Source organism: Sphingomonas sp. R86520, from assembly GCF_042466285.1.
Taxonomy (GTDB): Bacteria; Pseudomonadota; Alphaproteobacteria; order Sphingomonadales; family Sphingomonadaceae; genus Sphingomonas.
In genome coordinates this window covers 96,155-121,705 of the sequence record NZ_JAXHBZ010000001.1, presented here as the reverse complement: position 1 = coordinate 121,705, position 25,551 = coordinate 96,155, and the positions used below count along the sequence as shown (strand labels likewise).

Genomic DNA, 25,551 nt, shown 5'->3' with positions numbered 1-25,551 from the left:
GGCGGCATGCTGCTCGCCCTTGCTCTGCTCCAGGCCATAGTTGCCGCGCCGCCGCCCGCGGGCACGCCGCAACCGCCTGCAACGATATTCGCCGAGCCGGCTGCGCTGTTCATCGCCGCGTGCGATACGAACGGTGATGGCCGCGTGACGCAGGCCGAACTGACCGCGGGCGTCGCGCGGAGCTATGTCACCGCCGAGGGTGCTGCGACCGGATCGATCGGGTACATTGCCTTTGCCGACTGGGCGCAGGCGTGGCTCGGCGATCGTAACGCATTGCCGAGCCCGTTCGAAGTCGATCGCGACGGCGACAACCGGATCACGCTCGCCGAACTCCAGGCGCGGTTCGCGCAGTTCTTCGCTCGGTTCGATCAAGACAAGAACGGCGTGCTGACCCGCGCCGAACTCATCACCATCCGCGGCGCGCCGGCCGGCGATCGCTACGGCATTCGCAAGAAAAAGTAATATGACCACCCGTCCCCGCTTCGACTTCACCATTTCCGCCACCGACGGCAAGGCACGTACCGGCGTCATCGCGATGCAGCGCGGCGACATTCGCACGCCGGCGTTCATGCCGGTCGGCACCGCGGCTACCGTCAAGGGCATGAAGCCCGCCGATGTCGTCGGCGCGGGCGCGGACATCATCCTCGGCAATACCTATCATCTGATGCTGCGGCCGGGTGCGGAGCGGGTCGCACGGCTTGGTGGGCTGCACGCGTTCTCGGGGTGGTCGAAGCCTATCCTGACGGATTCCGGCGGCTATCAGGTGATGAGTCTCGCCGACCTGACCAAGCGGTCCGAGGAGGGCGTGTCGTTCAAGTCGCACCTCGACGGCACGCGGCACCTGCTGAGCCCCGAGCGATCGATCGAGATTCAGCGGCTGCTCGGCTCGAACATCGTCATGGCGTTCGACGAACTGGTGCCGACGACCTCGACGCGCGAGGTGCAGGCCGCCGCCATGGAGCGATCGATGCGCTGGGCGAAACGGTCGCGCGCGGCGTTCGATAGCGGCGAGGTGCATGCCGAGAACAATGCGATCTTCGGGATCCAGCAGGGCGCGTTGAACGAGGGATTCCGGAAGTCATCGGCGGATGCGCTGATCGATATCGGCTTCGACGGCTATGCGGTCGGCGGGCTGGCGGTCGGCGAAGGACAGGAAGCGATGTTCGGGTGCCTCGATTTCGCGCCGGACCAGTTGCCGGTCGACAAGCCGCGCTATCTGATGGGGGTCGGCAAGCCCGACGATATCGTCGGCGCGGTCGAGCGCGGGATCGACATGTTCGATTGCGTGATGCCCACGCGGTCCGGGCGTACCGGCCAGGCATTCGCGCGGACGGGCCCGATCAATATCCGCAACGCGAAGTTCGCCGAGGATATGGGGCCGCTCGATCCCGCCTGCCCCTGCCCGGTCTGCGCAACCTGGGGACGGGCGTATCTGCATCATCTGGTTCGGTCGGGCGAAATGCTTGGCGCAATGCTCATGACGGAGCATAATATCTGGTTCTACGAAACGCTGATGGCGGATCTGCGGGCGGCGATCGCCTCGGGCACGCTGACGCAGTTCGCGAATGATTTCCGTGCGGTGTATGGCCGGAAGAGTGAAGGAGAGCCCAAGTGACCATCAAGATCGACAGCGACACCCCGAACGAGATCCTCGCCGCCGCGAAGGAGGCGAAGCTTCAGGCCGAAGCCGCCGCGCACAACGCCGCGGAGAAGACGAAGAGCTGGCCGCTCGCGAAGATCGGCCTGGGCGTCGGCATCGGCTCCGCGGCGATCGCAGGCGCGGTGCTGTTCGCGAACCGCAACAAGTAGGATCCTCACCATGCGCCTCCTCCGCTCCGCTTTGCTGCTGACCGCAGCTTCTTTCCCGGTAGCGGTGGGCGCACAGACCGCACCTGCCCCGACGCAGGTTTCGGTCAAGCCGATCGCCTATACCGAGCGCACGTTGCCGAACGGCCTGCGGGTGTATGCGATCCGCGATACCGGTACGCCGAACGTGTCGGTGCAGGTCTGGTACGACGTGGGCTCCAAGGACGATCCCAAGGGGAAGTCCGGGTTTGCGCACATGTTCGAACATCTCATGTTCAAGTCGACGCGCAACCTGGTGTCGGAGCAGATGGACCGGCTGACCGAGGACGTCGGTGGCTATAACAACGCGTCGACCAACGACGACTATACCAATTATTACGAGGTGATCCCGGCCAACCACCTTCAGCGACTGTTGTTCGCGGAGGCCGATCGGATGGCGAGCCTCGTCGTCGAGCCCAAGAGCTTCGGCTCGGAGCGCGACGTCGTGAAGGAGGAGCTGCGCCAGAGCACGCTCGCGCGGCCGTACGGCAAGCTGTTCTCGCTCTATTATCCGGCGCTCGCCTATACCGCGCATCCCTATGCGCGCGGGACGATCGGCAGCCTGGCTAATCTGGAAGCGGCCGGGATCGACGACGTGCGCGCGTTCCATGCGACCTATTACCGGCCGGACAACGCGATCCTGGTGGTGTCGGGCAATTTCGATCCTGCCCAGTTGGATGGCTGGGTCGACCAGTATTTCGCGGGGATCAAGAAGCCGGCGGCGGCGATCCCGCGCGTGACGGTGGCCGAGCCTCCGCGGGCCAAGGCCGTGACGCGCACGGTGTACGAGCCGAACACGCCGCTGCCTGCGGTGCTGGTCAGCTATCATGTGCCGGCGGACCGCGATGCGGATATCGCCGCGTTGGCGGTGCTGAAGGCGGTGCTGGCGACCGGCGAGAGTTCACGGCTGTACGAGAGCGTCGTGTACCGCGACCAGCTCGCGCAGTCGGCGGAGGCGTTCCTCGATACCAAGCAGTCGACCGGCAACATGGTCGTCTATGCGATCATGGCGGGCGGCAAGACGGTCGACGCGGGCGAGACCGCGTTGAAGCGGGAGATCGCCAGGTTCCGCGACGCGCCGGTGACCGCCGCCGAACTGGCCGAAGCGAAGAACGAGATCCTGACCCAGTCGATCCAGTCGCGCGAGACCGCCGAGGGCAAGGCGAGCACGCTGGCGGCCGCGGTGCTGATCGACGGCAATCCCCGCGCGGCGGACCAGCAGCTCGCGGCGATCGCGGGGGTGACGGCCGCGGATATCCAGCGCGTGGCGCGGAAGTATCTGGGCGACAACCAGTCCGCGACGATCCGGTACAAGCCGGTGGCGGACAAGCCCGCCGGCGGTGTGGCCGATACGATCGCGGTTGCGCCGAGCGTGCAGGTTGCCGACCTGACGGCACCGGCGAACGTGGAGATCGTGACGCCAGCGCCCGACGGGCAGCGGGTCCAGCCACCGGCTCCGAGTGCACCGGTATCCCCGACGATCCCGCAACCAGTCGAGGTGCGGCTCGCCAACGGCATGCGGCTGGTGACGGTGGAGCGGCACGATTTGCCGATCGTCACCGCGTATCTGGTGACCGCGGGCGGCGCGGCGACCGATCCGGCGGACCGCGCGGGCGTCAGCAGCCTGGCGGCCGAATTGATGACCAAGGGCACGAAAACCCGGTCGGCGACCCAGATCGCGCGCGCTATCGAGGGGCTTGGCGGCGCGATCGGCAGTGATGCCGGGAGCGACGGTGCCTCGGTCGACGTGACAGTGAAGTCGGACCAGCTGGCACCGGCAATGGCGATCCTCGCGGACGTCGCGACCCATCCCGCGTTCGCGCCCGACGAGATCGAGCGCGCCCGGACCCAGCAGATCGATGCGGTGACGTTGTCGTTGAAGAACCCGGCGCAGGTCGCCGCACTGGTCGCGGATCGCGCGGTGCTGGGGGCGTCCCCTTATGGCGCGCCGACGGGGGGCACGCCGCTATCGTTGAAGGCGATCGCCCGCGCCGACATTACCGCGGCCTATGCGCGCAGTTTCCAGCCGCGACAGGCGACGCTGATCATGGTCGGCGACGTGACGGCGGCTCGCGCGAAGGCATTGGCGGAAGCGCAGTTCGGCGCGTGGACATCGGCGGACGGCGCTGCGGCCAGTGCGCCGGTCGTCGTGTATCCCAAGCCGCGCGTGATCGTCGTCGACATGCCGGAAGCGGGTCAGGCGGGCGTCATCGTCGCGCGGCCGGCGATCGCCCGCGGCGACGCGCGCTATTATCCGCTCGCTGTAGCGAACACGGTGCTGGGCGGCGGGTTCTCGTCACGCCTGAACCAGGAGATCCGGATCAAGCGCGGGCTGGCGTACGGCGCTGGCAGCGGGCTCGATGCGGGGAAGACCCAGGGCACCGTCGCGGCCAAGACACAGACCAAGAACCCGACGGCGGCGGAGGTGGTGACGCTGATCGCCGCCGAGATGACGCGGATGGGTACGGCTCGGGTACCCGCGGCAGAACTCGACACGCGGAAGGCCGTGCTGATCGGCAATTTCGGGCGGGGGATCGAGACAACGTCGGGCGTTGCCGGGATCCTCGGTGCGTATGTCCAGAACGGCGTACCGCTCGGCGAGCTGCAGCGGTTCACCGGGGCGGTCGGCGCGGTCGATCCCGCGGCGGTGGAGTCGGCTGCGGCGGCTCTGCTCGACCCGGCAGCGGCGAGCATCGTCGTGGTCGGGGACGCCAAGCAGTTCATCGAACCGTTGCGCAAGGCCTATCCCAACGTCGAGGTGATCCCGGAGGCCGCGCTGAAGCTCGATACCGCAACCTTACGGTAAGCAACGCGTTGCCAAGATGATGTTTCGTCCCTTCGTGGGACGGAAGAAATCGATGCGCGATAGGACTGGCTTAATCAGCTATGCACGAGCGTTGGCTATGCTCGTCACGGGTTGATGTGAGGTAAGCGGTTGCGCGTTCGGTTGCAGACGGTTCGGTTGATGAAGCGCATCTGGTTGGCGATGGTCGCCACGGTGCTGATCGTCGGCGCCGGCATTTCGGCGCATGCCGCCCTTCGGGCGATGAGCGCACGGCGTGTCGCCGAGCATCGCGCGATCGACGTCGCGTCGGCACGCATTCCTCTGGCAACGCCGCTGCTTTCCGATCGGGAGACTGCGGCACCAGCCACGGGTGTTACGGGTACGATCGACCTGCCCGACCTGCCGATACCGGCGGGCGCGACGCTCGACGTCGGCGTCGTGCCGGCGCAACCATTCTCGATGGCCGGCGGGTCAGCCGTCGACCGCGATCGGGCGATGCAGTGCCTCACCGCGGCGATCTATTACGAGGCGGCCTCCGAACCCGATGCAGGGCAGCAAGCGGTAGCGCAGGTGATCCTCAACCGTGCCCGTCATCCCGCGTTTCCGGCGACGGTTTGCGGCGTGGTGTATCAAGGCTCCGAACATGCCGGGTGCCAGTTCAGCTTTGCCTGTGACGGCGCGATGGGTCGTGTTCCGACGCGGGCGGCGTGGATCCGGGCGGCGCGCGCTGCGGGAATGGCGCTCGCGGGATACGTCTATGCACCGGTCGGGCTGGCGACGCATTACCACACCTATGCGGTGACGCCGGCGTGGAACCGGAGCCTCGTGATGACCGACGTGGTCGGCGCGCACTTCTTCCACCGGTGGAAGGGGTTTTGGGGAACCGCAGCAGCCTTCAGTCAGCGGTATCGCGGCGGCGAACCGTTGCCGGGTCCGCATGCGGCCATGATCTCGCCGGTGCCGCTCGCCGTGCCCCCGTTACCGTCGTCCATCGCAGCCGTCGGCCCCGTGCCGCCGATGCCGCACGGCGCGATCGATCCTGGCTCTGCGCAGAACGCAGCGCCGGCAGTGCCGTCGGTGGCCTCGGCTGACACATTGCCGCCGGCGTCGCAGATCCTCGATCGCTGGAAGGATTCGGGAAAGCCGTTGTAACGCTGGCGCTCGTCGCGACGAGGCGGCTTTTCGAAGAGGACGGCGGCAAGGTTGCTGCTGCAACCTGCCCCTGCCCGCCCCTTCGCCTTACTTCAGATAGCGGTCGAACCACGCCACCGTCCGGACGCGCAGGTCGGCTGCGTTCTTGGGATCGCGTATGCCGTGACCCTCTTCGGGATAGATCACGAGGCTGGTCGGCACGCCGAGCGCCTTCAGCGCATGCCAATATTCGACCGACTGGGTCGGTGGCACCTCGATGTCGCGCTCGCCGACGTAGAGGAAGGTCGGCGTCTTCGCCTTGGTGATGTAGGTGATCGGCGAGACTTTCGCGTAGATCGCGGGATCCTCATACACCGACGCGCCAAAGAACGGGATCATCCACTGATCGATGCCGTTGGTGCCGTAATAGCTGATCCAGTTCGACAGCCCGGCACCCGACACGATCGCCTTGAAGCGGTTGGTCTGCGTGTTGGTCCACATCGCCATGAAGCCGCCATAGCTGCCGCCGATCAGCCCGAGCCGCGCATCGTCGACCGGCGCGACCCGTTCGACCGCGTCGATCCCTGCCAGAATATCCTGGAGGTCACCGCCGCCGAAATCGCGCTTGTTGGCTGCGGTGAACGCCTCGCCCTGCCCGTAGCTGCCGCGCGGGTTCGGCATGAAGATATAATAGCCGGCCTTGGCGAGATCGGCGCTCAACCCGCCGGCTATGAAACTCGGCGTGCTGGCCGCCGACGGACCACCGTGCACGTTGACGATCATCGGCGCCTTTGCGGCCGGGTTCGCCGATAGCGGCGCGAGCAGCCAGCCCTGGCTCCTGAAGCGGCCGTTCGTCCAGGTGATGCTGCGCGCCTTGAACAGCGACGGCACCGCATCGTTGTCGTGCGTTACCTGGCGGGGTGCAGCGACGGCGCCGGCATAGATGGCGGGGGCGTGCTCGAAGTCCTGGACGACGCTGGCCATGATCCGACCGTCGGCGCTGTACGCGACCTTTCCGTCACCGGCGGCGAAACTCGCTGGGCGGCTGAACTGCACCGCCGTTGCATGCGCGGCGTTGGCCTTCAGGACATCGACCGCGACGACCTGCGCGTCTGCACCGGACAGCGCCGTCGCCCTGAGACCGCCTGCAAGCCAGTCGAGCGAGGTGAATGTCGCCTTGTAGCCGGCGGTGCGGTTGGTCGGGGCGCCCCCTGCCAGCGGCACCGTCCAGATGTCTCCGCCGACCGAGCCGAAATCGCTCATCAACCCGCCGATATAGGCGACCGTCTTGCCATCGGGTGAGACGCGGGGGAAGTTCGTCTGCGTCGCTGGCCTGGCGATCTGGCGGACGGCGCCGGTCTTCGCGTCGATGGCGTCGAGCGTCGCTACCCACCAGTTGTTGTCGCCGTTGCCGAGCGCGCTGGTCGCGACGAAGCCGTGGCCGTCGGGGGTCCAGTCATATTCGTAGACGTACCGGCCGGCCGGCGAGAGCGGCTTCAATGCGGCAGCGGTCACGGTTGGCGCGGCGACGTCGAACAGTGCCAAGCGCTGCTCGTCATTCGCTTCGCCGATCTCGCCGACCTGCCGCGCGCCGGCCTGGGCGGCGCCGGATTCCTTGGCTGCACCGATGGTCACGAGCAACGCTATCCGCTTGCCGTCGGGCGAAAAGCGCGGTGTCTGGGCGATGCCGCGTACCACGGCGACGGCATGCGGCTTTGCGGCGTCCAGCATGAGTGTGACGGTGCCGGCGGTGCGGTCCCGTGCGAGATAGGCGAGGCTGCCGTCCGGGGCGAAGGTCAGTGCAGTGATGGCGCACGTCGCGCACGGGGCGATGCGGCGGATAATGTGGCCGTTGCCGGCGGCGCGAAGGAGTATCGCGCCCTTGATCGGTGCGGCGGGATCGTCCGACTGCTCGACGGTCGCGATCGTCGCGCCGTTCGGCGACAGCGCGAGCTGGCCGTATTGATGGATCGAAGGGGAAGCGGTTTGCGCCTGCGCGGACGCAGCAGAGGCAAGCAAGACGGCGAGGAGAATCGGGCGCAAAGGTCGCACTTTCGCAGGAGGATCGCGCTACGCTACGCAATCCTCCCGAACTTTGCGAGATACCAGACGGTCCAGCGGGCGTTTGCCGTCGCTGGACCAGAGAATCATTCGGCGGGGACCATCGACGGGGTGCCGATCATCATCCGCTCGCCACCGGGAGGGGCGGCTTCGCGCGCGGCGCGGAGAATCTGGGTGCGTTCTGCACGCGAGGCCATGTCGTCCCAGGCCTTTTCGGCGCGGCGGCAGCGATCGCGGACATTGTCGAGGAGGGCGGCATCGCCGTTGCGACGCTCTTCTTCAGCACGGGCCCGGTAAAATTCTGGATTATCGGCCATGCTGGTGCGCTCCTGCGGGAAACGAGAAAAGTTTGGCGCGACGACCAGGACGATCGTCGCGCCGCAACCAAGATCAGGTTGGCGACATTACATCGCCAGCGAGATCAATCGGCTGGCTGGAGGTTCACTGCCGACTGCTTGCCGCGCTTGTCGGGCTCGAGCTCGTAGGTGACGCGCTGGTTCTGGTTCAGCGTGGGCATGCCTGCACGCTCAACAGCGGTGATGTGCACGAATGCATCGTTGCCGCCGCCATCCGGCGCGATGAAGCCATAGCCCTTGTCGGCGTTGAAAAACTTGACGGTTCCGGTGATAGCCATGAATTGGCTCCTTCTTAGTATAGACCGCCCGAGAGCCGGGCGACCGCGTGCCGCGGAGCAGGGAAAGAAGGAGAAAGGTGCCGCAAAGCGCCAAGAACCGTCGATGTGCGACTGTAGCAGATTTCTATATGGGCCAAGTGGGCCGGAATTGCAAATCGCCCGCGCCAATACCGCGGACAATTCGGTCGATTGCGACGGATATTGTCCCCGCCCCGCACGCCCGATCCGCGATGATTTGAAACCGCCGGCGCCAGTATTTCCGGCGCCGGCTTCGGATCAATCCGCGAACCCGGCCGGGACCGTGCCGCCATTCTTCGCCAGCTCGCGCATCACTGCCTTGTGCAGCCAGATGTTCATCTCCGCGCTGCCGTCCTTCGCGCCGGTATAGCCGAGCTCGGTGGCGAGCTCCTTGCGGTTGTCGAGGCTGGAATCCAGGTCGAGCAGCTTCATCAGGTCGACGATCGACGACCGCCAGTTGAGGTCGGAGTTCTTGCGCGAGGCGATGCCCGACAGGACGGACTCGACGTCGACCGACTGCGGTGCGGGTGCGGTGACGGGCGTGACAGCGGGCGCGGCTTGAGGAATCGGCGCCGGCGCGCTCGTCGTCTGCGGTGCAGGCGCCGGAGCGGGCACGGCTTCGGGCTTGGGCGTGCCGAAATGGCCGCTGCCGAGCGGCCCCTTCTCACCAAAGATTGCGGACTTGATCTTGCCGAAGATGCTCATGCGGGTTCCCGTCGTGTAAAGTCTGACGGCGGGAAAACGCCCGGTGCGGGATTTGGGGTGCAGCGTTCGGCGACGGGCCGTCCGTGTGCTGCGGCGACTGGAGGGGATCTGGTTCGGGCGCGAGGCAGAGCAGGCCGGCGACTTCGGCGCGGGCTCTGGCGATGGCGTCGGCTCGGCCGTGCGTGCGTGCGTGCGGCGGGCGGGCGGTCACTTGCGCATGGTCCGGGCGAGCGCGGTCCAGCGGTCGCGGTTGGCGGCGATCTCGGGCGAGACGGGGATGCGGGTGCCGATCCGGCCGGCGTCGACATGCGCCTGCCAGGCGAGGACGTGGCGGACGGCGTCGGGGAGATGATCGGGGATCGGGGGTTCGTCGCCTGGTGTGCGGCGCGGTGAGGGAGGCACGGATTCGAGGCGGTGATGTTGTGCCGGGTGGTGGGGCTGCGGGTCGGCCGGATAGGGTGCGTGCGCCATGATCGATCCTCTCTCGTGCTTTGCGAAGAGGACCGATCAGGTATGCCGGATCGGGGTCTGTAGGACAGCGGTTTGTGTGGGGCCGCTCGCGCCTCTCCCGCAAGGGGGAGGTGGCACCTCAGGTGACGGAGGGGGAGGACACGGGACGTGGGTATTCGCCCCCTCCCCCTCCGTCTGGCAAGCGCCAGCCACCTCCCCCTTGCGGGGGAGGATCGGGAAGGCGTGTCAGCCGAGCGTCGAACCGCGATCCGCGGCGAACGACGGCGCCGGGCCGGTGGCGGGGCGGAGCGACTCGCGCTCGGCCTTGGTGGGGACCGCGGTGGGATCGGGGCGGAAGGCCTCCGGCGCGCGATCGGTCGCACCCGGGCGGGGCTTGTCGAGCGCGAGATCGGGCGCGGCATGCTCGGCGGGGTTGGCCTTCGATCGCAGGAACACCGCCAGCAACGCACCCCCGAGACCGATCGCCGCGGCCCCGATCGACAGCGCGTTGATGCCGAACGTCTTCGACTTTGGCTTAAGGCTGGGGGCGGGCTTGTGCGGGTGAGGCTTGGTCATGGGAATGTCCTTTGATGCAGCCTCGGAAACGGACGGTCGGCGGCAGGGGTTCCGCTTTGCGCTGGCACCCGAGATGCGTCCGGGAGACGATGGCGGCGGGCGGGCTTCAGGGATATTGCTGGCGAGCGTGGAGGACGGCGAGGATCTCGATCGTCTCGGTGACGCGGTAGACCAGCAGGTAGTTGGGATGGACCACCGCCTCGCGAGTTCCGGCCAGCCTTCCGGAGCGATAGAGGTAAGGATGATCGGGCATGTTCTCCGCCGCATGCACAATCGCGGCGTTCAACCGCTCTGCGGCCGCAAAATTCCGCGCACCGATATAATCGAGAATGTTCAGTAGGTCGCCCGTCGCATCGTCCGTCCAGACGAGCGGAAGCGTCAACGCGGCTTGTGTTTGTCGAGGATAGCCTGCGCCATTGCCATCACTTCAGCGTGTGGAATGCTGGGTGTGTCCGATGCCATTGCACGCTCGACCTTGGCGCGGAACCATACGTCATACGCGGCGGCTTCTTCGCTGGTAGCGAACTCCGACTCGATGGGGGATAAGTTGGCCATATGACAATTTACAACTGCTAATGAACGGCGGAAGGACATTTCTTAGCTCAATTACTAAGCACATTTATTCTGAACCACACAATGATTCACCTCTAAACAATCTGTCTGCCGTAAAGAAAACCAAAGATGTATGCTGATCAACGTGACGATCTTCTTCGTCTAGTGATATATACAATGCGTAGAAACACTTCGAAATTTTCGATAGCAAGTAATTCATGTCTCGGCAAATAAGCCGGGTTATGCCAGAGGAACCCTTCAGAGATATTACAAAATAAGAGCATATTGCCATAATAAATATTGCCTGCGCCGGCTCATCAATTTCCTCCCAAATTAGAAACTCACCGGACTTTTGATACTGATATATAAAATCTCGTGCATCGAAGTGCACGTTACCGCTAAGATATGGATAGACAATTTCGTAGAATGCCGACTCGTCTTCGGAAGCAACCTTAGCGCATTCTAAGTAAGAGTTTTTCCCTTCGAATGCCTCCCCTGTGTCTTCATTTATAATTTTTGAATAATCGGTATCACCATTTTTCTTTATTCTGTACGAAAACGGCTTAATACCGACCATAGCCTGAGCTAGAAGCGTGTTAGAAAACTCTTCCTGCTCGTTTAATCTTCTTATTAATAGCGAGCACTCGTAGACGCTTCGCAAAAGTGAAAATGTTTCATTCTTTTTATGAGTTTTCCATCCCCTGCACAAAGCCATCATACACTGATGCACCTTGCCGACTAAGAGGTACTGGAAGAATTTTGAGAGACTTCGCCTAGTTGCCGCAGGAGACCTGCTGGCATAACTGCCAAAATGAATTGCTATTATTTTATGAGCCCTTCAAATTCTTCGAGATTTTTTGCTACTGGACCATCTTCGGGAGCGAGCAGATCCTCACCTTCGTCCATAGCAGATAGATACCGATCTATGGCATCATCCCACTCTTTCAAGTCAATAGGTGAAGCTAACGCGGCGCTTTCTGCGGATATAATCAAACCTGTCTCAGAGAAAGCGTAAGCTATTTCGCGAGGAACTCCGGCTTCAGCAAAAGCTTTTAGCGTATCTCTATTCAGATCGTCCGGACTGTACGCATAGCCGTCTGCTAAAACTCGGTCTTTCCCTTGGGGTTTTCTACCGAAAACTTCATGAAATCGTGAGTTCGCATCCTCGACTGCCGCGCGCCCCCGTTCATCAAGCAATATAGTCTTATGTATCGTTCCGCGACCGTCGCGATGATAGCTTAATCGGTCTTTCTTACAGCATTTGCCATACCGCTTTCCGCTTCCGCAACCGCACGGTTCTGTATGGTTGAGTTCGGCTCTCATTCTACCTCCGCCACCCGCTTCTCCAGCAACGGTGCCAGATACTTCCCCGTAAAGCTGCCCTTGGCCTTCGCGACCTTTTCCGGCGTCCCCTCCGCGACGATCTCGCCGCCCTTGACGCCGCCTTCGGGGCCCAGGTCGAGGACCCAGTCGGCGGTCTTGATGACGTCGAGATTGTGTTCGATCACGACGACCGTGTTGCCTTGCTCGACCAGCGCGTGGAGGACTTCCAACAATTTCCGCACGTCCTCGAAATGGAGGCCGGTGGTGGGTTCGTCTAGGATATACAGCGTGTTGCCGGTGGCGCGGCGCGAGAGTTCCTTGGCGAGCTTGACGCGTTGCGCTTCGCCGCCCGAGAGCGTCGTCGCCTGCTGGCCGACCTTGACGTAGCCGAGGCCGACCTCGACCAGCATCGCCATCTTGTCACGGATCGGGGGGACCGCCTTGAAGAACTCGGCGGCGTCCTCGACCGTCATGTCGAGCACGTCGGCGATCGAATGGCCCTTGAACTTCACCTCGAGCGTCTCGCGATTGTAGCGCGCGCCGTGGCAGACGTCGCAGGTGACGTAGACGTCGGGGAGGAAGTGCATCTCGATCTTGAGCACGCCGTCGCCCTGGCACGCCTCGCAGCGGCCGCCCTTGACGTTGAAGCTGAAGCGGCCGGGCTTGTAGCCGCGCGCCTGCGATTCCGGCAGGCCGGCGAACCAGTCGCGGATCTGCGTGAAGCTGCCGGTGTAGGTGGCGGGGTTGCTGCGCGGGGTGCGGCCGATCGGCGACTGATCGATGTCGATGACCTTGTCGAGATACTGGAGGCCGGTGATCTTGTCGTGCTTGCCCTGGACGATGCGCGCGCCGTTCAGCTCGCGTGCGGCGGCGGCGTAGAGCGTGTCGATCGTGAAGCTCGACTTGCCCGATCCGGAGACGCCGGTGATGCAGGTGAAGGTGCCGAGCGGCAGGCTGGCGGTGACCCCGCGCAGGTTGTTGGCGACCGCGTTGTGGACGGTGAGCTTCTTGCCGTTGCCCTTCCGGCGCGTCGCGGGCACGGGGACTTCGCGCGTGCCGTTGAGATAGTCGGCGGTGATGCTGCCCTTCGACTTGAGGATCTGCTTCAGCGTGCCCTGCGCGACGACCTGGCCGCCGCGGACGCCGGCGCCGGGGCCCATGTCGATGATGTAGTCGGCGGTGCGGATCGCGTCCTCGTCATGCTCGACGACGAGCACGGTGTTGCCGAGATCGCGCAGACGGCGGAGCGTCTTGAGGAGCATGTCGTTGTCGCGCTGGTGCAGGCCGATCGAGGGCTCGTCGAGGACGTAGAGCACGCCGGACAGGCCGCTGCCGATCTGTGACGCGAGGCGGATGCGCTGGCTCTCGCCGCCGCTGAGCGTGCCGGAGGTTCGGTCGAGGTTGAGGTAGTCGAGGCCGACGTTGTTGAGGAAGCCCAGACGCTCGACGATCTCCTTGAGGATGCGTTCGGCGATCGCGTTCTGCTGGTCGCCGAGATGCTGCGGCATGTCGGTGAAGAACTGGAGCGCGTCGACCACCGAGAGATGCGTGGCGTACGAAATGTCCTTCATCGCGATCTTGACCGCGAGCGCCTCGGGTTTCAGGCGCGCGCCGCCGCAGACTTCGCAGGGGGCGGCGGACTGGTACTTGCTGAGCTCCTCGCGCATCCAGGCGGAGTCGGTCTGCAGCATGCGGCGGTTGAGGTTGCCGATGACGCCCTCGAACGGCTTGCTGACGTCGTATTTCTTCTTGCCGTCGATGAAGGTGAGCGTGACGGGCTTGCCCTTCGAGCCGTGCAGGATGGTGCTCTGGACCTCCGGCGGGAGGTCGGACCAAGGGGTCTCGATGTCGAACTTGAATTCGCGCGCGAGGCTGCCGAGGACCTGCATGTAATAGGGCGACGGCGGGTTGGATTTCGCCCAGGGGACGACCGCGCCCTTCTTGATGCTGAGCATGTGGTTGGGGACGACGAGGTCTTCGTCGAACAGCAATTTCTCTCCGAGGCCGTCGCAGGCCGGGCATGCGCCCTGGGGCGCGTTGAACGAGAACAGGCGCGGCTCGATCTCGGAGATAGTGAAGCCGCTGACCGGGCAGGCGAACTTCTCGCTGAACACGATGCGGCCGTCGGGGGCGTGGTTGCCGAGGATTTCCGACTTTGGCGTGTGCGGCTCGACCGGGTCGGCGGGGTCGACATAGGCGAGGCCGTCGGCGAGTTTCAGTGCGGTTTCGAAGCTTTCCGCGAGGCGCGTGGCGATCTCGCCGCCTACGACGAGGCGGTCGACGACGACTTCGATGTCGTGCTTGTACTTCTTGTCGAGCGCGGGGGCTTCGTCGATGTCGTGGATCGTGCCGTCGATGCGGACGCGCGCGAAGCCGGCCTTCTGCCACTCGGCGAGTTCCTTGCGGTACTCACCCTTGCGGCCGCGGACGACGGGGGCGAGCAGGTACAGGCGCGTGCCTTCGGGGAGCGCCATGACGCGGTCGACCATCTGCGACACGGTCTGCGCGGCAATGGGTTCGCCGGTGGCGGGCGAATACGGGATGCCGACGCGCGCCCAGAGCAGGCGCATATAGTCGTAGATCTCGGTGACGGTGGCGACGGTCGAGCGCGGGTTGCGCGACGTCGTCTTCTGCTCGATCGAGATCGCGGGCGAGAGGCCCTCGATATGGTCGACGTCGGGCTTCTGCATCAGTTCGAGGAACTGGCGGGCGTAGGCACTGAGGCTCTCGACGTAGCGACGCTGGCCCTCGGCGTAGATCGTGTCGAACGCGAGGCTCGACTTGCCCGAGCCGGAGAGGCCGGTGATCACCGTGAGCGTGTCGCGGGGGATGTCGATGTCGACGTCCTTGAGGTTGTGCTCGCGCGCGCCGCGTACGGAAATCTTGGTCAGCATAAGTCGATCTGTTCCATATTTGTTCGGGTGCGGCAAGCCTTGCGCAGCGCCGTGATGTCGATCCCGAAGATGGGTAACGCGGGCGCCGAACGAAAGGGGGCATTGTCCGCGGTCGTGCCGATACTTACATGGTGTATTGGATTGGCAATACAGTGCTGGAGAGCGACATGGGCAAGAAGAAGGACGAGCGGAAGCGGCGCGAACGCGAAGCGCAGGCTGGCACGGCTGGCGAGCAGCATCGCGCAGCGCACGGCGGTACCAGCCATGATCCGGGCAAGCATGCGGCGGGCGCCCGCCACGGCAAGAAGCACGACCATGCCCCGCTGGCGGGGATTGCGGCGGCAATCGCGCGGCAGATGGGTACGCCGGCAGGTCGCCAGGTCATCGCGGCCGGATTGATGGCGGCGGCCGGTGCGATCGCGCGCCAGGACACGAAGCCGGCCCCCCCTCGCCCCGCCCCGCCCCCCGCTCCTCCTGCTCCCGAACCGAAGCCGGCAGCGGCAGACGCGCCGCGGCAGCCTTCCGAAGCTAGTAAGGACGCGGCGGATAGGGACGCGGCGGGCAAGAGTGCGGGAACGGGGCCGTTTGCCGGCGACACGTCCGAGCCACCCCGTGCCGAGATGCCGCCATTCTCGCCTGAACTCACCAAAGTGCTGGGGTCGGTGACGGCAGGGCTGGAACGCTGGATGACGGGGTTCGGCGCACCGGGCAAAACGCCGCGGGACGGCTGAACCGCCCGCGCCTTCCAAGCCGGCGTCCGTTCGGTACGGCTCGCTTTACACCGAACGGACGCTGCGACATGACGGCTGCCAGGCGTTACAGCGTCGGCGCCACGATGCCGTATTCGGCGTAGGATTTGGCGATCCCGGGGGCGAGGTTTCGCGCGGCGGTGATGTCCGCCCGCGCACCCGGCCGGTCGCCGGCCCGCAGCTTGGCGATGCCCCGTGCATATAGCGATGCGGGCTGGAACGGGCTCAGCGACAACGCGCGGTCGAAGGCGGCGATGGCATCACCGTTGCGACCGAGCTGGAGCAACGCCATGCCGCGACTGTCGATGAAGGCCGACGCGTTCGGGTTGAGCGCGAGTGCTGCGTCGCAATCGCCAAGCGCAGTATCGAGCGAGAAGCTGGTCGTCGCTTCCCACCAGCACAGCGTATTATGGTCTTCACCGTCCTTGGCGAGCGTCCGTGCTCGCCGAAGATCGGCCGCGGCGAGATCGAGCTTCTTCCATTTGCGATAGACGTCGGCGCGCGACACCAGCAATTCCGGCGTCTCTTCTTGCGCGATCGCCGTGGTGATTTCGACAATGGCGGCATCGTAGCGCTGCGCATCGGACAGGCGCTGGACACGGACGATGCGTGCCCAGGAAGACTTCGCATCAAGTGCGACGGCAGCGTCCGCATCGGCCAGTGCACCCTTAGGGTCGATGGTCTGGCGGGCCGAAGAACGGCCAGCGTACACTGCGATGCTCGGGCCGGCGGCAAGCGCCTTGCCGAAATCGACGATGGCCTCCGCGTTTCGGTCCAGCATCACGAGCGTGCCGGCCCGGACCAGGCGCATGTCCTGATCGGTCGGCGCCGCCGCGACCAGCGCATCGAGCTCCTTGATGGCGGTATCGCCGCGACCGGCGGCGACGAGGATGTTCGCGCGCAACTCGGCGGACGGTGCGCTCTTGCGGTCGGATGCAGAGATCGCGTCGGCATCGGCGAGCGCCAGATCCACCTGACCGAGCATACGGCGACAGGAGAGACGCCAGTTCAGCGCGAAACTGTCATCCTCCTTGATGGCCAGCGCCTGACCGAACATCGCCGCCGCCGCGGCAAACCGGCCCTGCCTGGCAAGGACGACGCCGCGGCCCCGCATCCAGACGACTTCCTTCGGATCGATCGCCGCGGATGCCGCGAAGTCCGCTTCGGCCAGCGCATATTCCTGTTTCCAGGCGTGGGCGATGCCACGATTGGCCAGCGCCCGTGCCCGTCGCGGTTCGATCTTCAGTGCCGCGTTCATGTCGGCGATCGCGAGATCGTTCTGGCCGCGGTTAAGAAAGTCCGCGGCGCGATCGAGCAGCGCATCGACCGTGGTCAGCGGCGCACTGACGGCCGCGGTTTCCTTGGCGCCCGCTGCATAGGTCGCGTCTCGCAGGTAGATCGGCTGTCCGCTCAGTTCGCGCAACCGCGGGTTGGCCGCAATCGCGGCGGCATACGGCAGTTCGGTTACGACCGTGCGGACCGAGGTATCGACGACCACGCGGTCGTTCTCGATCCGGCTGGTCCGCTTGAAGCGGATCCCGGCGACAGTGTCGTCGATCTCGGCACCGGTGACGGTAAAGCCCTTGTCGCCCGGCGGCAGCAAGACGGTGAACTTGCCGGAGATGAACATCGGCGGCAGCGCGAACGGGATCGCCTTCAGCTTGTCGTCGGTGCGTTCGGTGATCGTGGTGTTCCCCGTCGACCCTTCGTCGAGTTTATAGCGACGACCGGTGCCGGTCTGCTGCCATTCGAGCGGCATCTTGCCGACAAGCGTGATCGCCAGCTCGCCGGTGGTCTTGTCGAGCTTGTAGCTGACGTCGTCGATCGTCATCTTGCGATCCTGGCCTGCGAACGCAGTCCCCATGCCTTTCTTGAGATCGGCCTGCGATGCGTTGCCGAGCTTTTGCGACAGGTCATAGGCCGCCGGGCCTCGCATCGTGACACGGATGGTCGCAGGGACGGGCAAAGTCGTGCCGCCGCGCAGGTCATACTCCATCGCCACCTGCAGCGCCGGCCGAACCAGCAGCGGCGACGGCAATGCCTCCAGCGCCGCGCCCGCAGCGGTGATCGGCAACGCCCAGCCGAAGGCCGGGGCCTCGATCATGGTGATGTCACGGTCGCCGCCGCGCGTTCCGTCGAGCCAGTAGGTCTTGCCGGCGATCGTCGCGCGAACGATGACGTGATCGAAGGCCTGGAGCGACGCGAGGCGCGTATTCAGGCCGTCGCCATCGCCCGACGATACCAGAGCAGGCACCGCGTCGATCCCCAGTTCCTTCAGCAGCGCGAGCAGCAGGACGGTCTTGCCCTTGCAGTCGCCGAAGCGTCGCGACCAGGTGAGATCCGCCGCGGCCGGCGTGTAGCCGCCATTGCCGAGACCACTGTAGAAGTAGCGGATACGCGTCTGCACCAGCGCCAGCGCGGCGGACGCGCGGGTAGCGGGATCGCTGCTGGCGGCGGCGATCTTCTGTGCTTCGGCCTTCAGCGCGGTGTCGGGCTTGAGAGTCGCGGCGGTCGCATAGAGCGGGCCCATCAGGCGAGAGACCGATTGCCAATCGGCGAAGCTCGACGTCTCCAGCATTCCGACACGTGCGAACCGGGTCGGGACGCCAGGCAGGACCTCGGCGGGCTTTGGCGAATCCATATCCCAGGCGATCTCGGTCATGCCGTCGACGGTGCGCGTGCGCGGCTTGGGAAGATCGCTCGACGCCTGCCAGTGCATCGCCACGTCCTTGGGCCAGGATTGGCTGACATGGCTTTTGACCGCGGTTGCGGTAACGCCGCTGATCGTCGAGTTGATACTGCCGGCGAGCACCGGATCACGACGTTCGATCGTGTAGGCGATATCGAGCACGTCGCCGACCTCGAGCCCCTCGGGCTGGATCGTCGCCGTGAGCCGGCCATCCAGCGTGGCGCGCTCGAGGCTGGCCTCGCGGCGCAAGATGTCGAGCTTTCGACCATCGGCCAGCACGTCGATCGTCTTGCCCGCGCGGATGATCGCGACCTTGTGAACGACCAGCGTTTCGATATCGGGCGCCCAGCCCATGCTGACGGTGGCAGCGTCCGACAGCCCCTCGGGCGTCTGGATCAGTTGCGCGCTCTCGATGTAATAGGCGTCGCCCGCTGGGGTCAGCCGCTCCTGCCGGTCGAGCAACAGAATTTGCGACGACGCCTCGGTCTCCGGACCCGGCTTCGGGATTGCGGTGGGCTTCACCCATGCCGGCGCCGGTGCGTAGCGCGGCGCATCCTCGGCATGTGCGGTCGTAGCAAGCAATAGCGCGCACAAGGCTGCGAAAGACGCCCGTTTCATTTAGCCCCCCAATTCAGGAGGCAAAGTCTATCGCATCGGTGGGGCGTTGCAATGCTGCGGTAAAATCAGCGTGGGTAAGACGCGTAACCCCCTCTTCTGGCGAAGAGGGGGTTTGAGAGGCGTGCAGACAGAGACAAAGACCCTGTCGGCGGACGGCGCTGTAGCGCCGCCGGCCGGGCAAGTCGTTTGGATTCAAATCTAGCCGGCGGCTAGATGTGAATGGGCTTGCCCTGCACTGCCATCGCCGCTTCCTTGATTGCCTCGGCGTGCGTCGGATGCGCGTGGCAGGTGTAGGCGATGTCTTCGGACGTCGCGCCGAATTCCATCGCGATGGCCGCTTCGGCGATCAGCGTGCCGGCCAGTGACGAGATGATCCAGACGCCGAGGACGCGGTCGGTCTTGGCGTCGGCGATGATCTTGACGAACCCATCGGTGTCGCGGTTGGTCTTGGCGCGGCTGTTCGCGGCGAACGGGAACTTGCCGACCTTGATCTCGGTCTTCGCCTTGGCGGCCTCTTCCGTGAGGCCGACGCCGGCGATCTCGGGCATCGTGTAGACGACGCTCGGGATGACGTCCTCGTTGACGATGCCGGTCTGGCCGGCGATGTTTTCGGCGACGGCGACGCCCTCGTCCTCGGCCTTGTGCGCGAGCATCGGGCCGGGGACGCAGTCGCCAATCGCCCAGACGCCATCGACCTTCGTGCGGAACGAGTGGTCGGTTTCGATCTGGCCGCGCGTGTTGAGTTCGAGGCCGATCGACGCGAGGTTGAGGCCGTCGACGTTGGCCTTGCGGCCGATCGAGACGAGCACTGCGTCGGCGGTCAGCGTCTCGGATGCACCACCGGCGGCGGGCTCGACGGTAACGGTGGCAACGCCGTTCTCGACGGTCACGCCAGTGACCTTGGTCGACAGCTTCAGTTCCATGCCCTGCTTTTTGAAGAGCTTGGCGGTCTCACGGCGGACTTCGCCGTCGAAGCCGGGGAGGATCTGGTCGACGAACTCGACGACCGTGACTTTCGCGCCGAGGCGACGCCAGACGCTGCCGAGTTCGAGACCGATCACGCCGCCGCCGATGACGACCATGTGCTCGGGGACCTTCGGCAGTGCGAGCGCGCCGGTGCTGTCGACGACGGTGGTCTGGTCGATCTCGACGCCGGGGAGCGACATGACGCTCGAACCGGTGGCGATGACGATGTTCTTCGCGGTGACCTTCTGGCCGGCGATCTCGACGGTATGCGCGTCCTGGAACGCGGCGAGGCCCTTGAGCCAGGTCACCTTGTTCTTCTTGAACAGGAATTCGACACCGCCGGTCAGTTCCTTGACGGCCTTGGCCTTCTCGGCGTGCATCTGGTCGAGGTTCAGCGTGACACCCTGGAAGTCGATGCCGAACTTGGTGAGGTGGCCGCCCTTGGCCTCCTCGTAGATCTCGGAGGCGTGGAGCAGCGCCTTTGACGGGATGCAGCCGACGTTGAGGCAGGTGCCGCCGAGCGTCTCGCGGGACTCGGCGCAGGCGGTACGCAGGCCGAGCTGCGCGGCACGGATCGCCGCGACGTAACCGCCGGGGCCCGCACCGATCACGAGGACGTCATAGTCGTAGTCAGCCATTCTTCATCTCCGTCGTTCTCCTGCGAACGCAGGAGCCCAGGGTTACGGGAGGCGCCGTTCGTGGCCCTGGACTCCTGCGTTCGCAGGAGAACGGGTCAGAAGAGCGTCTCGTACAAATCCTTCCAGTGCGGGTTGGTCTGTTCGATCAGGTCGATCTTCCAGGCCCGCTTCCATTTCTTCATCTGCAACTCGCGATGCCGTGCAGATTGTATGTCGTCACTCGCCTCGGACCACACAAGGAGGATGCAGCCATGCTCCTTGGAGAAGCCGTCGATCAGGCGGTTGCGGTGTTGGTAGGCTCGGGCGAGCAGGTCGCTGGTGACGCCGAGGTAGAGCGTTCCGTTGCGGCTGCTCGCCATGAGGTAGACGTAGCCGGGTCTCATGTTTTCCTGCGCATGCAGGAATCCAGGGTTACGGAGGGTGGTGTCCGTGACCCTGGGCTCCTGCTTTCGCAGGAGAACGAGACGGCGGCGAAGGTCAGAGGTCGATCAGGATGCGCGTCGGGTCTTCGATCGCGTTCTTGAGCGCCACCAGGAACGTCACGGCTTCGCGGCCGTCGATCAGGCGGTGGTCGTAGCTGAGTGCCAAGTACATCATCGGGCGGATGACGATCTGGCCGTTCACGACGACCGGGCGCTCCTCGATGCGGTGGAGGCCCAGCACCGCGGACTGCGGCGGGTTGATGATCGGGGTCGACATCAGCGAGCCGAACACGCCGCCGTTCGAGATCGTGAAGGTGCCGCCCTTCATCTCGTCCATCTTGAGCGCGCCTTCCTTGGCGCGCTTGCCGAAGTCGCCGATCGTCTTCTCGATCGTCGCGACCGACATCTGGTCGGCATCGCGGATCACGGGGACGACGAGGCCGCCCGGCGACGAGACCGCGACCGAGATGTCGGCGTAATCGTGATAGACGATGTCGTCGCCGTCGATCGACGCGTTGACCGACGGGATGTCGCGCAGCGCCATCGTCGCGGCCTTCACGAAGAAGCCCATGAAGCCGAGGCGGACGCCGTGCTTCTTCTCGAACAGGTCCTTGTACTTGGCGCGCGCCTCGATCACCGCGGTCATGTCGACGTCGTTGAACGTCGTCAGCATGGCCGCCGTGTTCTGCGCTTCCTTGAGGCGCTTGGCGATCGTCTGGCGAAGGCGCGTCATGCGCACGCGTTCCTCACCGCGACCCGATGCGGCGGCGGGGGCTGCGGCCGGAGCGGGTGCGGCGGCGGGTGCAGGCGCTGGCTTGCTCGACGCGGCGGCGGTCACGTCTTCCTTGGTGATGCGGCCGTCGCGGCCGGTACCCTTGACGGTGCCGGGGTCGACGCCGTGCTCGAGCACCGCGCGGCGAACCGATGGCGAGAGCGCAGCGGGCGAGTCCGTGGTGCCGGTACCGGGCTGATCGCCGTAGCCTGCACCGGACGTGGTCGGTGCGGGCGCGGACGGCGTTGCGGTCGCGGCGGGCTCGGGGGCCTTTGCGGAAGCGGCGGCACCGTCACCGGAGTCGATCGTGGCGAGCATCGCGCCGACCTGCACGGTGTCGCCGACGGCGACCGCGTGCTGGCCCATGACGCCGGCGACCGGCGACGGGACCTCGACCGAGACCTTGTCGGTCTCGAGGCTGGCGATCGGCTCGTCGACCGCGACGGGGTCGCCGGGCTGCTTCAGCCACTCGCCGAGGGTGGCTTCGGTGATCGATTCACCCAGGACGGGGACGGTGACTTCGGTTGCCATTTTCTATCTTCCTATCGTTCCCCGGCGAAGGCCGGGGCCCAGGTGGGAAAGCTTATCTTCAGCTACTGACGTCCCCCAACTGGGCCCCGGCGTTCGCCGGGGAACAGTAAGGGGGGCGGTGTTACGATGCGCGGGTGCGGCGGATTTCGTCGCGGACGTTGTGGCCGAGCGCGTCGGCGACGAGCGCGCCCTGTTCGGCCTGGTGACGCTTCATCAGGCCGGTCGCGGGCGATGCCGACGCGTTGCGCCCGGCGTAGCGCGCGCGCTTCACGCGGGAGTCGACCGTTGCCAGCGCCTCCTCGATCAGCGGCTCGACGAAGAACCAATAGCCGTTGTTCTTCGGCTCTTCCTGCGCCCAGACGATCTCTTCCAGGTTCGGCATCCGTGCGACGCGCTCGGCGATCGGGTTGCCGGGGAAGGGATAGAGCTGTTCGACGCGGACGATCTGCGTGCCCGTATCGCCCGCCGCGTCGCGTGCCTCGATCAGGTCGTACGCGACCTTGCCGGTGCACAGGACCAGACGCTTCGTATCGACGTCGGCAGCCGGATTGGTATCCGACAGCAGGCGGCGGAAGTGGCTGTCGCCCTGGAAATCCTCGGCGTTCGAGACCGCCAGCTTGTGACGCAGCAACGACTTCGGCGTCATCACGATCAACGGCTTGCGGAAGTTGCGATGCATCTGCCGGCGAAGCAGGTGGAAATAGTTCGCCGGGCTGGTGCAGTTCGCGACCTGGATATTGTCGTCCGCGCATGACTGGAGGAAGCGCTCGGGACGTGCCGAGCTATGCTCTGGTCCCTGCCCTTCATAGCCGTGCGGGAGCAGCATCACGAGGCCGTTGGCGCGAAGCCACTTCGACTCGCCGCTCGTGATGAACTGATCGATCATGATCTGCGCGCCGTTGACGAAATCGCCGAACTGCGCCTCCCAGAGGACCAGGGTCTTCGGGTCGGCGAGCGCATAGCCATATTCGAACCCGAGCACGCCGTATTCGCTGAGCGGGCTGTCGAGCACCTCGAAGCGACCGTGCTCGATCTCCTGCAACGGCACGTACTTGTGCTCGTCGGTCTGATCGACCCAGACCGCATGGCGCTGCGAGAAGGTGCCGCGACCCGAATCCTGGCCGGACAGACGGACGCCGTACCCTTCCGAGAGCAGGCCGCCGAACGCGAGCGCTTCGCCGGTCGCCCAGTCAAAGCCCTTGCCCGACTTGAACATCTCGCGCTTGGCATCGATCACGCGGTTGAGCGTCTTGTGGATCTTCACGCTGTCCGGGATCGTGGTCAGCGTGCGGCCGAGCGAGTCGAACAGCTTCTGGCTGAGGCCGGTCTCGACGTTGCGACGAGCCGACGCGCCATCGGTTGGCGCGCTGAGGCCGGTCCAGCGACCGCCGAACCAGTCGGCCTTGTTCGGCTTGTACGACGAACCCGCCTCGAACTCACCCTCAAGGCGGAGCGTGAACTGCTTCACGTTCTCGTCGATCCAGGGCTGGTCGATCACGCCTTCCTTGATCAGGCGATCGCCATAGACCGTCGAAACGCCTGGGTGCTTGCGGATGATGTCGTACATCAGTGGCTGCGTGAAGGACGGCTCGTCGCCTTCGTTGTGGCCGAAGCGGCGATAGCACCACATGTCGATAACAATGTCGCGGTGGAACTTCTGGCGGAATTCCATCGCCATCTTGGTCGCGAAGGTGACTGCCTCGGGATCGTCGCCATTGACGTGGAAGACCGGCGCCTGGACGCCCTTGGCGACGTCAGACGGGTACGGCGACGAGCGCGCGAACTGTGGCGAGGTCGTGAAGCCAACCTGGTTGTTGATGATGAAGTGGACGCAGCCGCCGGTGTTGTAGCCGCGGATGCCGGAGAAGCCGAGGCACTCCCAGACGATCCCCTGCCCTGCGAACGCGGCGTCGCCGTGGATCAGCACGGGCAGGCTCGCCACGTGGTCCTTGAGGTCGTTGTTGAGCGTCTGGATCGCGCGCGTCTTGCCGAGCACGACCGGGTCGGCGGCTTCGAGATGCGACGGGTTGGCGACCAGGCTCATGTGAACCTTGTGGCCATCGAACTCGCGATCGGTGCTGGTGCCGAGGTGATACTTCACGTCGCCCGAACCGCCGATGTCGTCGGGGTTGGCCGATCCGCCGGCGAATTCGTGGAAGATCACGCGGAGCGGCTTGGCCATCACGTTCGCCAGCACGTTGAGGCGACCGCGATGCGCCATGCCGATGACGAGCTCGCGCACGCCCATCTGGCCGCCATACTTGATCACGCTCTCAAGCGCGGGGATCATCGATTCGCCGCCGTCGAGCCCGAAGCGCTTCGTGCCGACATACTTCTTGCCGAGGAATTTCTCCCACTGCTCGGCCTGGATCACCTTGGTGAGGATCGCCTTCTTGCCGTCGGTGGAGAATTCGATCGCCTTGTCCTGGCCCTCCATGCGCTCCTGGAGGAAGCGGCGCTCCTCGACGTCGGAGATGTGCATGTATTCGAGGCCGACATTGCCGCAATAATTCTTGCGCAATGTGTCGACGAGTTCGCGGATCGAGACCCATTCGAAGCCCATCGTGCCACCGAGATAGACCTTCCGGTCGATATCGGCGTCGGAGAAGCCGTGATATTCGGTCTTCAGATCCTCGGGCATTTCACGCTTCGACAAGCCGAGCGGGTCGAGGTTGGCGGCGAGGTGACCACGGACGCGGTAGGTGCGGACGAGCAGCTGCGCGCGGATCGCGTCGGCAGCGGCCTTGGCGATCTCTTCCTTCGAGACGGGCGCGGGCGCTGCTGCGGCGGGGGCCGGCTTGCCGCCCTTGGCCGGCTTGGGCGCGGGCTCCATCTGGGTCGGATCCAGCGCTGCGGTCAGGTCGTCCGTGGTGGTCAGCGGCCAGCGGGCGCTCTCCCAGCTCGGGCCCTGCGCGGAACCTTCGAGACCCTCGAAGAACGCGCGCCAACCGGATTCGACCGAGGCCGGGTCCGCGTTGAACTTGGCGTAGAGCGTCTCCACGAACGCCGGGCTGACGCCGGCTGCGATATCGCTGAAATCCTGGCCTTCGTAGCCCATCGTTCTCGTCCTCAGTACCCTCTCCCCGCGGGGGAGAGGGAGGGGCCCGCCCGCACTTGCGGGTGGGAGGGTGAGGGCACGGGCAATACCGTGCCCTCACCCTTCCGCTGCCAAGAGGCAGCTCCTTCCCTCTC

21 protein-coding genes are annotated in these 25,551 nt (G+C 65.3%); 6 read left to right on the top strand and 15 right to left on the bottom strand.

Going from position 1 to position 25,551, the window contains the following annotated elements:
* Nucleotides 1–6: 6 nt before the first annotated feature.
* The 5 genes from SJY41_RS00660 (at nucleotide 7) to SJY41_RS00640 (ending at nucleotide 5,782) form a co-directional block, all read left to right on the top strand.
* Nucleotides 7–462 carry an EF-hand domain-containing protein gene (locus SJY41_RS00660; RefSeq protein WP_380778219.1) on the top strand — a complete coding sequence of 152 codons (456 nt, stop codon included), beginning with the start codon at nucleotides 7–9 and terminating at the stop codon, nucleotides 460–462.
* Between the two features lies 1 nt (nucleotide 463).
* Nucleotides 464–1,615 (top strand): tRNA guanosine(34) transglycosylase Tgt, encoded by a 1,152-nt coding sequence (gene tgt, locus SJY41_RS00655; RefSeq protein ID WP_380778217.1) that lies wholly within the window; start codon nucleotides 464–466, stop codon nucleotides 1,613–1,615.
* Nucleotides 1,612–1,809: a hypothetical protein gene (locus tag SJY41_RS00650; protein WP_353443809.1), complete on the top strand. Its 198-nt coding sequence runs from the start codon at nucleotides 1,612–1,614 to the stop codon at nucleotides 1,807–1,809. Before tgt ends, SJY41_RS00650 begins: the two co-directional genes overlap by 4 nt.
* 10 nt (nucleotides 1,810–1,819) lie before the next feature.
* On the top strand, nucleotides 1,820–4,651 hold the full coding sequence (locus tag SJY41_RS00645) for a M16 family metallopeptidase (RefSeq protein WP_380778216.1): 2,832 nt from the start codon (nucleotides 1,820–1,822) through the stop codon (nucleotides 4,649–4,651).
* 159 nt (nucleotides 4,652–4,810) lie between these two features.
* On the top strand, nucleotides 4,811–5,782 hold the full coding sequence (locus SJY41_RS00640) for a cell wall hydrolase (protein ID WP_380778214.1): 972 nt from the start codon (nucleotides 4,811–4,813) through the stop codon (nucleotides 5,780–5,782).
* An 87-nt stretch (nucleotides 5,783–5,869) separates the two neighbouring features.
* On the opposite strand, the gene SJY41_RS00635 is transcribed toward SJY41_RS00640, so the two are convergent.
* The 10 genes from SJY41_RS00635 to uvrA all read right to left on the bottom strand — a co-directional run bounded on the left by SJY41_RS00635 (nucleotide 5,870) and on the right by uvrA (nucleotide 14,974).
* Entirely contained in the window at nucleotides 5,870–7,804 is a 1,935-nt protein-coding gene (locus SJY41_RS00635; protein WP_380778212.1) for a S9 family peptidase, read from the bottom strand.
* Nucleotides 7,805–7,908: 104 nt separating this feature from the next.
* The gene (locus SJY41_RS00630) at nucleotides 7,909–8,139 is read right to left on the bottom strand and encodes a hypothetical protein (protein ID WP_176501291.1); all 231 of its coding nucleotides are present in this window, start codon (nucleotides 8,137–8,139) and stop codon (nucleotides 7,909–7,911) included.
* Between the two features lie 104 nt (nucleotides 8,140–8,243).
* Nucleotides 8,244–8,456, bottom strand: a complete 213-nt coding sequence (locus SJY41_RS00625) for a cold-shock protein (protein WP_031394996.1) — start codon at nucleotides 8,454–8,456, stop codon at nucleotides 8,244–8,246.
* A gap of 276 nt (nucleotides 8,457–8,732) precedes the next feature.
* A complete protein-coding gene (locus SJY41_RS00620; protein ID WP_380778210.1) occupies nucleotides 8,733–9,179 on the bottom strand; it encodes a DUF3597 domain-containing protein in 447 nt (148 codons plus the stop codon).
* 207 nt (nucleotides 9,180–9,386) lie between these two features.
* Nucleotides 9,387–9,650 (bottom strand): hypothetical protein, encoded by a 264-nt coding sequence (locus SJY41_RS00615; RefSeq protein WP_380778208.1) that lies wholly within the window; start codon nucleotides 9,648–9,650, stop codon nucleotides 9,387–9,389.
* A 225-nt stretch (nucleotides 9,651–9,875) separates the two neighbouring features.
* Entirely contained in the window at nucleotides 9,876–10,205 is a 330-nt protein-coding gene (locus tag SJY41_RS00610; RefSeq protein WP_380778207.1) for a hypothetical protein, read from the bottom strand.
* A gap of 106 nt (nucleotides 10,206–10,311) precedes the next feature.
* Nucleotides 10,312–10,587: a type II toxin-antitoxin system RelE/ParE family toxin gene (locus SJY41_RS00605; RefSeq protein WP_380778206.1), complete on the bottom strand. Its 276-nt coding sequence runs from the start codon at nucleotides 10,585–10,587 to the stop codon at nucleotides 10,312–10,314.
* The gene (locus SJY41_RS00600; RefSeq protein WP_380784024.1) at nucleotides 10,584–10,760 is read right to left on the bottom strand and encodes a stability determinant; all 177 of its coding nucleotides are present in this window, start codon (nucleotides 10,758–10,760) and stop codon (nucleotides 10,584–10,586) included. The genes SJY41_RS00605 and SJY41_RS00600 overlap by 4 nt, the downstream gene beginning before the upstream one ends.
* An 819-nt stretch (nucleotides 10,761–11,579) precedes the next feature.
* Nucleotides 11,580–12,080: a hypothetical protein gene (locus SJY41_RS00595; RefSeq protein ID WP_380778204.1), complete on the bottom strand. Its 501-nt coding sequence runs from the start codon at nucleotides 12,078–12,080 to the stop codon at nucleotides 11,580–11,582.
* Nucleotides 12,077–14,974, bottom strand: coding sequence for an excinuclease ABC subunit UvrA (uvrA, locus tag SJY41_RS00590; protein WP_380778202.1), 2,898 nt, complete (start codon nucleotides 14,972–14,974; stop codon nucleotides 12,077–12,079). Before uvrA ends, SJY41_RS00595 begins: the two co-directional genes overlap by 4 nt.
* Before the next feature lie 128 nt (nucleotides 14,975–15,102).
* Between uvrA and SJY41_RS00585 the strand changes: the two genes are divergently transcribed.
* Entirely contained in the window at nucleotides 15,103–15,705 is a 603-nt protein-coding gene (locus SJY41_RS00585; RefSeq protein WP_380778200.1) for a hypothetical protein, read from the top strand.
* An 85-nt stretch (nucleotides 15,706–15,790) separates the two neighbouring features.
* Here the strand turns inward: SJY41_RS00585 and SJY41_RS00580 are convergent, their stop codons facing one another.
* The 5 genes from SJY41_RS00580 to SJY41_RS00560 form a co-directional block, all read right to left on the bottom strand.
* Nucleotides 15,791–19,030: a DUF3857 domain-containing protein gene (locus SJY41_RS00580; RefSeq protein ID WP_380778198.1), complete on the bottom strand. Its 3,240-nt coding sequence runs from the start codon at nucleotides 19,028–19,030 to the stop codon at nucleotides 15,791–15,793.
* A 209-nt stretch (nucleotides 19,031–19,239) separates the two neighbouring features.
* Nucleotides 19,240–20,634: a dihydrolipoyl dehydrogenase gene (lpdA, locus tag SJY41_RS00575; protein ID WP_380778196.1), complete on the bottom strand. Its 1,395-nt coding sequence runs from the start codon at nucleotides 20,632–20,634 to the stop codon at nucleotides 19,240–19,242.
* Between the two features lie 95 nt (nucleotides 20,635–20,729).
* A complete protein-coding gene (locus SJY41_RS00570; protein WP_380778194.1) occupies nucleotides 20,730–21,017 on the bottom strand; it encodes a GIY-YIG nuclease family protein in 288 nt (95 codons plus the stop codon).
* Nucleotides 21,018–21,111: 94 nt separating this feature from the next.
* A complete protein-coding gene (gene odhB / locus SJY41_RS00565; protein ID WP_380778193.1) occupies nucleotides 21,112–22,359 on the bottom strand; it encodes a 2-oxoglutarate dehydrogenase complex dihydrolipoyllysine-residue succinyltransferase in 1,248 nt (415 codons plus the stop codon).
* A gap of 121 nt (nucleotides 22,360–22,480) precedes the next feature.
* The gene (locus SJY41_RS00560; protein ID WP_380778191.1) at nucleotides 22,481–25,417 is read right to left on the bottom strand and encodes a 2-oxoglutarate dehydrogenase E1 component; all 2,937 of its coding nucleotides are present in this window, start codon (nucleotides 25,415–25,417) and stop codon (nucleotides 22,481–22,483) included.
* Between the last annotated feature and the right edge of the window lie 134 nt (nucleotides 25,418–25,551).